The organism is Verrucomicrobia bacterium S94, assembly GCA_004299845.1.
GTDB lineage: Bacteria > Verrucomicrobiota > Kiritimatiellia > Kiritimatiellales > Pontiellaceae > Pontiella.
In genome coordinates this window covers 1,869,322-1,882,332 of sequence record CP036201.1, presented here as the reverse complement: position 1 = coordinate 1,882,332, position 13,011 = coordinate 1,869,322, and the positions used below count along the sequence as shown (strand labels likewise).

General features: G+C 51.8%; 9 protein-coding genes. All 9 read left to right on the top strand.

What is annotated here, in order from left to right; translation table 11 throughout:
• The first annotated feature begins 43 nt into the window (after nucleotides 1–43).
• The 9 genes from fucP (at nucleotide 44) to EGM51_07840 (ending at nucleotide 12,998) form a co-directional block, all read left to right on the top strand.
• Nucleotides 44–1,429, top strand: a complete 1,386-nt coding sequence (fucP, locus tag EGM51_07880; GenBank protein QBG47310.1) for an L-fucose:H+ symporter permease — start codon at nucleotides 44–46, stop codon at nucleotides 1,427–1,429.
• A 14-nt stretch (nucleotides 1,430–1,443) separates the two neighbouring features.
• A complete protein-coding gene (locus EGM51_07875; protein ID QBG47309.1) occupies nucleotides 1,444–1,878 on the top strand; it encodes an L-fucose mutarotase in 435 nt (144 codons plus the stop codon).
• Between the two features lie 77 nt (nucleotides 1,879–1,955).
• Nucleotides 1,956–2,573 carry a histidine phosphatase family protein gene (locus EGM51_07870; protein ID QBG47308.1) on the top strand — a complete coding sequence of 206 codons (618 nt, stop codon included), beginning with the start codon at nucleotides 1,956–1,958 and terminating at the stop codon, nucleotides 2,571–2,573.
• A 42-nt stretch (nucleotides 2,574–2,615) separates the two neighbouring features.
• Nucleotides 2,616–4,127, top strand: coding sequence for a hypothetical protein (locus EGM51_07865; protein QBG47307.1), 1,512 nt, complete (start codon nucleotides 2,616–2,618; stop codon nucleotides 4,125–4,127).
• Between the two features lie 39 nt (nucleotides 4,128–4,166).
• Nucleotides 4,167–5,201 carry a galactitol-1-phosphate 5-dehydrogenase gene (locus tag EGM51_07860; GenBank protein QBG47306.1) on the top strand — a complete coding sequence of 345 codons (1,035 nt, stop codon included), beginning with the start codon at nucleotides 4,167–4,169 and terminating at the stop codon, nucleotides 5,199–5,201.
• A gap of 81 nt (nucleotides 5,202–5,282) precedes the next feature.
• A complete protein-coding gene (locus EGM51_07855) occupies nucleotides 5,283–6,596 on the top strand; it encodes a D-tagatose-bisphosphate aldolase, class II, non-catalytic subunit (GenBank protein ID QBG47305.1) in 1,314 nt (437 codons plus the stop codon).
• A 306-nt stretch (nucleotides 6,597–6,902) separates the two neighbouring features.
• Complete coding sequence (tkt, locus tag EGM51_07850) at nucleotides 6,903–8,885, top strand: transketolase (protein QBG47304.1); 1,983 nt, start codon at nucleotides 6,903–6,905, stop codon at nucleotides 8,883–8,885.
• 89 nt (nucleotides 8,886–8,974) lie between these two features.
• A complete protein-coding gene (locus EGM51_07845; GenBank protein ID QBG47303.1) occupies nucleotides 8,975–10,453 on the top strand; it encodes a phosphomannomutase/phosphoglucomutase in 1,479 nt (492 codons plus the stop codon).
• A gap of 76 nt (nucleotides 10,454–10,529) precedes the next feature.
• Nucleotides 10,530–12,998, top strand: coding sequence for a DUF4982 domain-containing protein (locus tag EGM51_07840; protein ID QBG47302.1), 2,469 nt, complete (start codon nucleotides 10,530–10,532; stop codon nucleotides 12,996–12,998).
• Nucleotides 12,999–13,011: the final 13 nt, after the last annotated feature.

Below are 13,011 nucleotides of genomic sequence, written 5' to 3'. Positions count from 1 at the left end.
CCAGCAGAGGGGTTTGTTGCGGACATAAAGGAGAGAGTTAAAGATGAGTAAGGATGCGCAGAAAAGTCCCGTGGTGCCGAAAGCATTGCTGGGATCGTTTATTCTGGTGACCACACTGTTTGCGCTGTGGGGGTTTGCCAATGATATTACCAATCCGCTGGTTGCGGCCTTTAAAGCCATTTTCACAGATCTCAAGAACTGGCAGAGCAGTACCATTCAGTTTGCCTTCTACGGAGGCTATGCCACGATGGCTATTCCTGCGGCACTTTTTATTCAGAAATTTTCCTATAAAGCGGGCATTCTGGTGGGACTGGCTCTATACGCCACCGGTGCTTTGCTGTTTATCCCGGCGGCCAATACCATGCAGTTTTTCTGGTTCCCGGTTTCACTGTATATTCTGACCTTCGGCCTTGCGTTTCTTGAGACCACAGCCAATCCGTTTATTCTTTCCATGGGGCCGGAAGAGACGGCCACACAGCGTCTGAATCTTGCTCAGGCTTTCAATCCGATCGGATCGCTGATGGGGATGGTTGTGGCTTCCAAACTGGTCCTGGCAAAACTTTCCACAGAGCAGTTCCGGACAGACTGGAAAATGGCTCATCCGGACTGGGAAACCATGGGGGTTGACGAATTTAATGCGAAAATCGGCGCGGCTTATGACGCCTTTAAAGCTGCGGAACCGGATGTATATGCGGCCAATCAGATTGCCGACGTTGCAGTCATTCGTAATCCGTATGCCATTCTCGGCATCGTTGTTCTGGTCATGTTTATCATCTTTGCCATCAAAAAAATGCCGGTTGATTCGCATAAAGATGCAAAAATCCATCCTTTGGAAAGTGCGAAACGGCTGTTCAAAAATCGTTGCTGGTGGGAGGGTGTTATTGCTCAGACCTTCTATGTTGCCGCTCAGATCACCTGCTGGACGTTCATTATTCAGTATGCCATGGAAAATGTATCGGGGATGACCATGTCGAAGGCACAGAACTATAACATCGCTGCAATGGGACTTTTCCTGGTCAGCCGTTTTATCTGCACATTCCTGCTTAAGTTCCTGACGCCCAGCAAGCTGCTGATGCAGCTGGCGGGTTTGGCGGCAGTGCTGATGCTTTGTACGATCTTTTTACAGAACTACATCGGGTTGCTCTGTCTGGTAGCCATTTCCGGCTGTATGTCGCTTATGTTTCCGACCATTTACGGTATTGCCCTCGATGGAACCGGCGAAGATGCCAAAATCGGTTCCGCCGGTCTCGTATTCGCCATTGTCGGCGGTGCACTGATGCCGCTGGCGATGGGATTCGTGATGGATGGCGATGGGCTCGGGCCGCTCAATGCGGTAAGTCTGGCCTTTTTCATGCCGTTCATCTGTTTTGTCGTTATTGCCGTTTTCGGCTACCGCACGTTTGCGATTCATCATAAAGAAAAAGCATAACCAGGAGAAAAATCATGCTTAAAGGAATTGATCCGATTATCAGCCCCGAACTGTTGAAAATTCTCGCCGAAATGGGGCACGGCGACGAAATCGTTCTGTCGGATGCGCATTTTCCGGGGCACACATTCTGTCCGAAAAATGTACTGCGTGGCGACGGACTGCAGATTCCGGATCTTCTTGAGGGGATTATTCCGCTCTTCGAACTCGACAGCTATGACGATCCGCTGATTATGATGGCGGCGGTTGAAGGTGACGAGCTCGACCCGCAGGTGGAAGCGGATTACATGGCGGCCATCAGAAAAGCCGCTCCGGATGCGCCGGCGCCGAAACGTATCGGCCGGTTCGAGTTTTACGATCGTGCGGAAAAGGCCTTCGCCTGCGTGGTTACCGGTACAACGGCGAAATACGGCAATATTATCCTGAAAAAAGGGGTAACACCGACCGCCTAGTTCATTAACCGCTGAATACACGGAATGCGCAGAAAGGTGCGGGTTCCGTGTATTCTGTGTATTCCGTGGGTTTGAAAATGACTGTTTATTTTATACGGCACGCACAGAGTGAGGCCAATCTGAAGGATATTCTGGCGTCCCGCCAGGATTTTCCGCTTACGGAAAAGGGCCGGGCGGATGCGGAGACGATTGCTGCAGAGTTCCGGGAAATCGCCGAACTCGACCGGGTGGTCAGTTCGTCGCTGTTGCGTGCGCAGCAGACTGCGGAACCGATTGCCAAAGCGTTCGGGGTGGAGGTTGAAACCGATGAACGGCTCATCGAGCAGGAGCTGGGTGTTTTTTCCGGAATGACCTATGCGGAACTCGAAGACCGGCCGGATTATATGCATGAGCGTTCAAAGCGCTGGAACTGGGTTCCGGAGGGCGGCGGCGAGTCCTATGAAATGATCGCTGAACGGCTGGAGCCTTTTTTTCAATCTCTGGATCCGATGAAGAGCGAGTGTGTTCTTTTTGTGACGCATGCAGTGACCATGCGGCTGATTAAAGCGCACCTGGAACAGACATTGCCGGAGTATCCCCGCGAAATCGCCAGAAACGGTGAAATCTGGAAGACCGAATTTGTCGGCTTCGGAAAAAAACATCAGGTGGAATCCATTTTTTTAGGCGGCAGTAAAGCCGCCGTATCACGAGCATAAGCAGATACGCAATCATCAATTTAACATCAAAAGGGCTGAATCATGGCTGAATATATTCTGAGTATCGATGTGGGTACCTCAAGCACCAAGACGGTGCTGTTCGATGGCGACTTTAATGTGGTGGCCACTGCGCGTAAAAAATATGACACTTTCTATCCGCATGCGGGCTGGGCTGAACAGCCGGCGGAGCAGTGGTGGGATGCGTTGAAAGAGAATACTCAAAACATGCTGGCCGAGAGCGGCGTGAATGCGGAAGAGATTATCGCGGTAGGTATTGATGCCTTTTCCACCACGGTTGTTCCGGTGGACGAAAACGGAAACGCGCTTCGTCCGGGGCTGATCTGGATGGATCGCCGGGCGACAGAGGAGGCGGACTGGATTCGAGAACATCTGGGCGAGGAACTCTGGGAAATCAACGGCAATGTTTCGGATGCGGGCAATCCGGCGCCGAAGATTATGTGGATTAAAAAGAATGAGCCGGAAATTTATGAAAAGACCCATATGTTTCTGCATGCCAACGGGTATCTGGTGCATCAGCTGACGGGTGAGTATTCGATGGATATTTCCGAGGCCGGACTGTCGCAGTTCTGTAATACGAAGACGGGAGAGTATTCCGATGTTCTGCTTGAAGGCTGCGGGATCGACCGGGCCAAGCTTCCGCCGGTTTTCAACTGTACCGATGTGGTCGGTAAGGTGACGGCCGAAGCGGCGAAACTGACCGGTCTTGCTGAAGGGACTCCGGTTATCGCCGGCTCGATGGATAATGTGGCTGCAGGGCTGGGGGCCGGTGTTTCCAAAGGCGGTGAAGTGTTTATTTCGGGCGGAACGGTTACCACCAATAACGTCTGTCTGGATGAACCGAAATATAACAAAAATCTGCATGTATATCCGCACATCGTTCCGGGCACCTGGATCACTGCCGGCGGGGTGGACTTCGGCGGGGCGGTTATCCGCTGGTTTAATGAGGAGATTCTGGAGCTGGATGGTTATCAGGAGCTCGATAAGCTCATTGATACTTCCGTGACTGCGGAAAGTTCGGTGATTTTTCTGCCGTACATGGTGGGGCAGCGCTGCCCGATCTGGAACGATAATACCACCGGTGTGGTGATGGGGCTCAAGCCGAATACGAGCCGCCGCGATTTTACCCGGGCTGTGATTGAAGGAACCACCTATGGATCGCGGCACGTATTGAGTATTGCGGAAGAAGAAGGCGTGGAGATTAAAAACGTGAAGATTACCGGCGGGGTTGCTAATTCGGCCGTCTGGGTTCAGATCTTTTCGGATGTGCTCGGGCAGCCGATTGAAATACCCGGTGCGGTGGACCTGCCTCCGCTGGGCGTGGCGATTGCCGCCGCTTACGGTGTCGGAGCGATCAAGAGCTTTGATGAAGCCATCGAGAAGATTCCGATCCGCAAAAGTTTCTCACCGGATGCTCATAATCATGCCTATTATAGTGAGATGTATAAGGTGTTCCGTAACCTCTACAACAACCTCGTTAACGAATTCGATATGCTCGCTGAAATTGATAAGAAATACGGAAAGAAACGTGCATAATTTAGATAAGTGGAAATCAACCCCTGGAGAAATAATACAATGAAAGCTGCACTGCGTAACGGCATTAAAAAAGTCGACGTAATTGAAATGGAAAAACCCGAGCCGCAGGCGAACGAAGTTCTGATTGCGGTTAAATCCTGTGGAATCTGCGGGTCGGACATTGTCCGTATTCAGGAAGATAATCCGAAATGGGATAAAATTGTTCTGGGCCATGAATTTGCCGGTGAAATTGTTGCGGTCGGTGAAGGGGTCGAAGGCTGGAACGTGGGCGACCGGGCTTCGGCTGCGCCGCTGATGCCGTGTATGAAATGCGATAAATGTGCTCAGGGCAACTATTCGCTCTGTAAAAGCTACAGTTTCATCGGATCGCGCGTGCAGGGAGCCTTTGGTGAATTTCTCCGGGTACCTGCCCGGAACCTCGTTGCCATCGGGGATCTGTCGTATGATCAGGCTGCATTTATTGAGCCGATTACGGTCTGTCTGCATCCGATTCTGCGGCTGGAAAATCTGCTCGGTAAAGATGTGGTGGTCACCGGTGCCGGAACCATCGGCCTGCTGGCCATTCAGATTTTCAAGGCCATGGGCTGCCGTGAAATCGTTGCTTCGGATATTTCCGACGGCAAACTGGAAATGGCGCGTGCAATGGGGGCGACGATTGTCTGCAATCCGATGAAGGAGCCGCTGGAAGAGGTTTGTGAACGCGAACTGGAAGACGGTGCGCACGTGGTGTTCGAATCCTCCGGTGCGGCTCCGGCCAAGATCTCTGCCATCAATGTGGCAAAAGGCCGCGGAAAGATCCTTTTGGTCGGTACGTCCCATGCGCCGATCACTTTTACAGGACCTGAGTTTGAACGGATCAGCCGTCAGGAGCTGGAGGTTATCGGTTCGTGGATGAATTATTCTGCGCCGTTCCCCGGTGCAGAATGGACCACTGCCGTATGGATGATGGAAGCCGGGCTGATTAATGTTGATCCGCTGAAAACCCATACCTTCCCGATTGAGCAGATTCAGGATGCCTACGATGTCATTTATAAGAATGAAGAGCTGTGGGCGAAAGTGATGATCAACTTCTAATGCAGAACAACTGTTCTGAATTAGAGGATTTGAAATCTGAAATCTGAAATCTGAAATTTGAAATCTCCAAAGGAGTTAAAAATGAACGCTGTAGAAAAATATGTGCAGATTCTGGCTGATAACCGGGCCGGAAAAGGAACCGGAATCTATTCGGTCTGTTCCGCCCAGGCGACCGTGCTGGAGGCTTCCATGCTTCAGGCTAAAAAAGATGAATCCATCCTGCTGATCGAATCCACATCAAATCAGGTGGATCAGTTTGGCGGATACACCGGTATGAAACCGGCGGATTTTGTGGCTTATGTGCACGGTATTGCTGACAAGGTCGGGTTTAATAAAGACAATATCCTGCTGGGCGGCGACCATCTGGGGCCGAATGCGTGGCAGAATGAAAATGCCGAACCGGCCATGGAAAAGGCTCTTACCCTGATTAAGGAATATGTGAAGGCCGGATATCAGAAAATCCATCTCGATGCATCGATGTTCTGCGCGGACGACGAGGGCGACCGGCATCAGCCGCTGGCGGATGAGATTGTGGCCTCCCGTGCGGCGGCCATGGCTAAAGTTGCGGAGGAGACCCATAAGGAATTCCGCGCGGATCAGCCGGCTCCGGTTTACATTATCGGTACTGAGGTCCCGATTCCGGGCGGTGCCCAGGAGGAGGAAGAGACGGTTATACCGACTACACCGGCGGATGCGATCAAAACCATCGAAGTCACTAAAGCCGCATTTGAGGCTGAAGGGCTTTCCGAAGCCTGGAACCGGGTTTATGGCGTTGTGGTTCAGCCGGGGGTGGAATTCGGAGATGATCAGGTTTTCCATTATGACCGCGAAGCGGCCAAAGGTTTGAGCGAAGAGATCATGAAGCAGGAGCGTTTTGTCTATGAAGCGCACTCCACCGACTATCAGTCTGAAAGCGGTCTGACGAAACTGGTGGAGGACCATTTCTGCATTCTGAAAGTCGGTCCGTGGCTGACGTTCGGTTACCGTGAAGCACTTTTTGCACTGGCGATGATCGAAGAGGAAATGCTTGCACCGCGCGGGATTGAAACCTCGAAACTGCGTGAAGTGATTGACTCCGTCATGGTGGAAGAGCCGAAATACTGGAAGAAATATTATCCGGGTGATGCCGTAGAGCAGGCGTATAAGCGTAAATACAGCTTCTCCGACCGTTCGCGTTATTATTGGCCGAATGAAAAAATTCAGGCGGCGGTTGCAAAACTGATCTCTAATCTGAAGGAAAATCCGATTTCGCTGTCGCTGCTGAGTCAGTACATGCCGAACCAGTATTATGCGGTGTCGGAAGGCCTCATTGAAAACGATGTGGAGCAGATCATTATCAACCGTACGCAGGACGTTATCGGCATTTATGCGCGTGCCTGCAAGATGGCAAAATAGTTCCGTACTCAGGATCTTCTGCAACAGCCGGTTCCTTCGGGGATCGGCTTTTTATGTTAATAATGCCGTGTTTCCGCTCTCATGGCGGGCCTTGGATTATCGTCCTTATTTTTGGGAATAAGTTTGTGGCGGAATGAAGGCGTTTATGTGATTCTGCGCCCTCCTGTCGGTTTGAAGCGGGCTGATAGGGGCTGTTGGTAGTATTTATGGTGGATAATCCGGAATATATTGCGTAATTCAGGCTGTTAGCGGGCCGATAGCCGCACTAGTATTCCTATTTATTTTAGTCAAAAAAAGGAAAGAAGAATGGATCTAAAACTTGTAGCAAATACGATTCGTGGATTGGCGATGGACGGTGTTCAGGCCGCCAAATCCGGACATCCGGGGATGCCGATGGGAATGGCCGATGTGGCGGCGGTTCTCTGGGCAAAGTATCTGAAGCACAATCCGGTGAATCCGCAGTGGCCGGACCGCGACCGGTTTATCCTCTCCGCCGGACATGGTTCGATGCTCCATTATTCGCTCCTGCATCTGGCCGGTTATGACCTGCCGATTGAAGAGCTGAAGAATTTCCGTCAGTTCGGTTCCAAAACGGCCGGTCACCCGGAGTACGGTCATACGGTCGGGGTGGAAACCACCACGGGTCCGCTGGGACAGGGCGTGACCAACGGGGTGGGTATGGCGATTGCGGAAAAAATGCTTGAAGCCCGTTTTAATACCGATAACCGCACGATTGTTGATCACTATACCTATGTTATTGCATCCGAAGGTGAGTTCGAAGAGGGCGTATCGCATGAGGCGTTTTCGCTGGCCGGTAATCACGGGCTTGGAAAGCTGATCGTTTTTTACGATCAGAATTTCATTTCGATTGAGGGCGATACGCATATCACGTATACGGATGATGTGACCAAACGCATGGAGGCCTATAACTGGCAGGTGCTGGAGGTCGACGGTCATAATCATGAGGAAATTTCCGCCGCCATCGAGGCCGCGCAGGCGGAAACGGAAAAACCGTCCGTAATTATCTGCAATACCAAAATCGGATTCGGTTCCCCGAATAAAGAGGGCGGTCATGAATGCCATGGCGCTCCGCTGGGGGACGAGGAGATTCTGCTCACGAAGAAAAACCTCGGCATGCCGGAAGATAAATTCTACGTGCCGGCCGAGGTGTATGAAGGGTTTAAAGCGGTCGCGCAGAAAAATGCGGAAACGGAAGCACTCTGGAATGCTTCTTTTGCGTTGTTTGCTCAACAGAATCCGGAAAAGGCATTGGAGTGGGATATCGGGCAGAAAGGTGAACTGCCTGATCTGCAGGATGTGCTGCCGGAGTTTGAAAAAGGCACTTCGCTGGCGACTCGTTCCGCTTCCGGAAAAACGATCAATGCGATCGCAGAGAAACTGCCGTTTCTGGTGGGCGGTTCGGCCGACCTTGCACCTTCGAACAATACGTATATGGCTGATATGGGCGATATCGGAAAAAATGCGTTTGAAGGGCGTAACTTCCACTTCGGTGTTCGTGAACTGGCGATGGGCGCCATTATGAACGGGGTGCAGCTGCACGGCGGTTTCCGTATTTTCGGCGGAACGTTTCTGGTGTTTGCCGATTATGTGCGCCCGGCGGCTCGACTGGCGGCACTGATGGGGCTGCCGGTGATTTATGTCTTTACGCATGACAGTTTCTGTGTGGGTGAAGACGGACCGACACATCAGCCGATTGAAACCTGTGCGAGTCTGCGCATGATTCCGAATATGACCGTAATCCGTCCGGCGGATCCGACTGAAACGGCGGCGGCCTGGGTGGCGGCGCTGGAGAATAAGTCGGGCCCGACCGCGCTGCTGCTGACGCGCCAGAACCTGCCGGTGATTGATCGCGATGAATATCCGGCGGCCGATAACCTGAAGAAGGGGGCCTACACGCTCTGGCAGAACGGGGATGGTGAACCGGATCTGCTGATGATTGCCACCGGGTCCGAGGTGGAGATTACGTTGGAAGCAGCTGAAAAACTGGGCGGAGAAGGAGTCCATGTTCGTGTCGTGAATATGCCTTCCTGGGAGCTGTTTGAACAGCAGGACGCCGAGTATAAAAAAACTGTTATTCCGGAAGCCTGCAGCAAACGTATTGTGGTTGAGGCGGGAACTTCATTCGGCTGGGAACGCTATGTTGGCATGAGTGGGGTTAAGATAACCAAAGATGACTTCGGTGCATCGGGACCGTTTAAGGTGCTCCAGAAAGCGTTTGGTTTTACCGCTGAAAATGTCTACGAGAAAGCCAAAGCTCTGTTGGGCTGAAGCAGATGTTCGGATTGAAAGGTTGCATCGTTTAAGGAGAACGGCTCTTTAGCGTTGTAACCTTTTGATTGTTTAATCGGGGATGAAAGATGGATACCTATTTTAGATTGCAGAATGGCAGCGATGTGCGTGGAGTTGCCCTTGAGGGCGTTGACGGCGAACCGGTGAATCTGACGCCGGAGATCGCCCGGACGATCGGTTTTGCATTTGCAAAATGGCTGGAGAAGAAGCTGGATAAAACCGAATTGAGGGTTGCGGTAGGCAATGATTCCCGTCTTTCGGCGGAAGCGATTAAAACCGGAGTCTTCCAGGGCCTGGAAAAAGCGGGCGTTGCCTGTTTCGACAGTGGCCTTTCATCGACTCCGGCGATGTTTATGTCCACGGTTTTTGAAAATCACGGCTACGACGGATCCATCATGCTGACGGCCAGCCATCTTCCGTTCAACCGCAATGGGCTGAAATTTTTTACCCGTGAAGGCGGACTCGGCAAAGAGGATATTAAAGAGATTCTCACGATTGCGGCAGAGACCGGAGCATTTAAGCCGTTGGAAAATTCCCATGTTCATAAAATCAATCTGATGGCGGATTATGCGGCGCACCTGGTGAAGATTATCCGGGAAGGGGCCGGTGCTGAAAAACCGCTGGAGGGATTGAAAATCGTGGTGGATGCCGGTAACGGCGCGGGCGGTTATTTTGTGGATCATGTTCTTCAGCCTTTGGGGGCTGATACTGAAGGCAGTCAGTTTCTGGAACCTGACGGATCGTTTCCGAATCATATTCCGAATCCGGAAGATGCAACTGCGATGGAAGCGATTATTTCCGCTGTGAAAAAGAATGAAGCGGACTTCGGCATCATTTTTGATACCGATGTGGACCGTGCCGGTGCAGTGGACAAAAACGGAAAACCGATCAACCGGAACCGTTTTATTGCGCTGATGGCGGCGATTGTGCTCGAAGAGCATCCGGGTTCCACGATTGTGACGGATTCCGTGACGTCCACCGGTCTGAAATGGTGGATAGAGGAAAAACTGGGCGGGGTGCATCATCGTTTCAAACGCGGCTATAAAAATGTGATTAACGAGGCGGTTCGTCTGAATGCATCCGGGACTCCGAGTTTTCTGGCATTGGAAACCTCGGGTCACGGGGCGCTGAAGGAAAACTATTTTCTCGACGACGGTGCCTATCAGATCGCCAAAATTCTGATCAAAATCGCCAGACTCAAGGCGGCGGGTGCGGGCACCGTGGATGAACTGATTGCCGAACTGCCGGAACCGGCTGAAGCTATTGAGTTCCGTCCACAGATTCTGGTGGATGATTTTTCGGCTTATGCCGACAGGGTGCTGGACACCTTTAGCGCTTTTGTTGAAAAACAGGAGGGCTGGTCGCTGACGCCGAACAACTTTGAAGGTGTGCATGTCACGACGGCCGACGGCTGGATTCTTGCGCGTAAATCCCTTCATGATCCGCAGATTCCGATTAATATCGAATCGGATGTGGCGGGTGGAGCGGAGCCGCTCAAAGCGGCGGTGTGTGAATGTCTTTCGGCCTTCGACGGCCTGAAGTTCTGACCGAAAGATCTAGTCATCTGCGCGTTACTCTGTGGACGGTTTGTGCGACGATCACCGCTGTTTTTAATGGCAGGAGATGGGTATGAACAGACGGTATTTTGTGGGTGCAACTGTGGCAATGACGGCGTCGGTCGGGGCGATGTCTTCGCGTAAACTTTCCGGTTTTAAGATGCATGAGTCCTTCAACGAGGGGTGGAAATTTCATAAAGGCAAAGCTGAAGGGGCAGAAACTGCGGCATTTGATGATTCGGGGTGGCGCAGTCTCGATTTGCCGCACGATTGGGCGATTGAAGGACCTTTTGACGTAAAATATAATGCCCGCTCCGGCGGCTTGCCGTTTCATGGTACAGGCTGGTACCGGAAAACATTTAATGTGCCGGCGTCCGCTGCGGATAAGAAGGTCCTGATTACCTTTGATGGGGCGATGTATAATGCACATGTGTGGGTGAATGGACATTTTGTCGGTAACCGTCCGTATGGATACATTGAGTTTCAATACGACATTTCAAAATTTCTGAAGTTTGGTGCTGCGAATGTGATCGCGGTTCGTCTGCAACCTGAAGATTTGTCTACACGCTGGTATCCCGGTGCCGGTATTTACCGCAATGTGTGGCTGGATTATCGTAATCCCGTTCATGTGAAGCAATGGGGTGTAACGATTGAAACGCCGGAGATCAGCGATCGCATTGGAAAAGTCGCGGTTCGCACGGAACTCGCCGGCGATGTGCCGGAAGATCAGACGCTTTCGGTAATGCATGAGGTGGTCAGTCCCTCCGGTAAAACGGTGGCGCAGCTTGAACTTCCGGGAACAGTAACCGGTTTTCAGACGATGACGGTGGAAAAGCCGAAGCGCTGGGATCTTGATACGCCGAATCTGTATACACTGGTGACCACGGTCAGAAAAGCGGGTGAAGAGATTGATCGGGTTGAAAACCGTTTTGGTTTCCGGACGCTGGAATTCACCAAAAAGGAATTCAGGCTGAACGGTCGCCCGGTGCGGATTCAGGGCGTCTGTCTGCATCATGATAACGGCCCGCTGGGTGCGATCGTGAATCGGCGTGCGGATGAGCGGAAGCTTCAGATCATGAAGAAGATGGGGGTGAATTCGATCCGTACCAGCCATAATCCGCCATCGAACGAACTGCTGGACCTTTGCGATGAGATGGGCATTCTGGTTCAGGACGAGGCGTTCGATGTCTGGGAAATTGCAAAGGTACCCAATGGCTATAATACGTTTTTTGCGGAATGGGGTGAGCGGGATCTGAAGGATATGATCAGGCGGGACCGGAATCATCCTTCGGTTTTCATGTGGAGCATCGGTAATGAAATACTGGAACAGCGCGATGCGAAAATCGGCCCGGAAATGGCGAAAAAGCTGAATGACTGGGTGAAGGAAATGGATACCACGCGGCCGACGACCTGTGGATTCAACTGGTGGCCGGGACCTTATGAAACCGGTATGGCGGCGCAGGTTGATATTGCCGGAATGAATTATAAACCGCTGGCTTACGGTGATCCGGTAAATGAATATCTGCCGAATAATCCCGTGGTTGGTTCTGAAACGTCTTCGTGTACGAGCAGTCGAGGCGTCTATCATCTTCCGATTGAAAAATATAAGACGCATGAATCAAAACAGGTTACCAGTTACGACATTATCGGCCCGCCGTGGGCGTATCCGCCGGATGTGGAATTCCACCAGTTGAAGCTGAATCCGGAAGTTTACGGGGAATATGTCTGGACGGGGTTTGATTATCTGGGAGAGCCGACTCCGTATGGCGGCCGGGATAACAGTACGAATGGGTATTGGAATGATGACTGGCCGTGCCGGAGCTCCTATTTCGGGGCGGTGGATCTCTGCGGTTTTCCGAAAGACCGGTTTTATCTCTATCAGAGTCAGTGGACGCAGGAACCGATGGTGCATGTGCTGCCGCACTGGAACTGGGAGGAGTCCGGGCATGAAATGATTCCGGTAATGGCCTATACGAATTGCGAAGAGGCTGAGCTGTTCGTAAACGGAGTGTCGCAGGGTCGGAAAGTGAAAGGCAAAGATCTGACGCGTCTGCCGGTGAAATTCAACCGGTATGAAAAAGATTATTTTGATTCGCCGTATCGCCTCTCCTGGGATGTTCCCTATGAACCCGGTTCGATCCGGGTGGTGGGTTATATCGGAGGAAAAGCAGTTGCCGATAAGGAAATCAGAACGGCCGGAGCACCGGCGAAAATCAGATTGATTCCGGACCGAACCAGATTGGCTGCAGACGGTTCTGATCTCTGTTATGTGACAGTCCGCATTGAAGATGCGGAAGGTAGCTTGTGTCCGTTGGCGGACAATACTGTGAAGTTCAGTGTGGAGGGTGCGGGAACCATTGCCGCGGTAGGAAACGGAAATGCTTCAACAACCGCTCCGTTTCAGGCGAATTACCGAGAGGCCTTCAGCGGGATGTGTCTGCTGATTGTAAAAGCCGGAAAACAGAGTGGAAAAGTCCGGGTAATCGCGGAATCGGAGGGGCTGCAGCCGGATCAGGTGAAACTGGCCATAAGATGAGTTGATGTGTAAA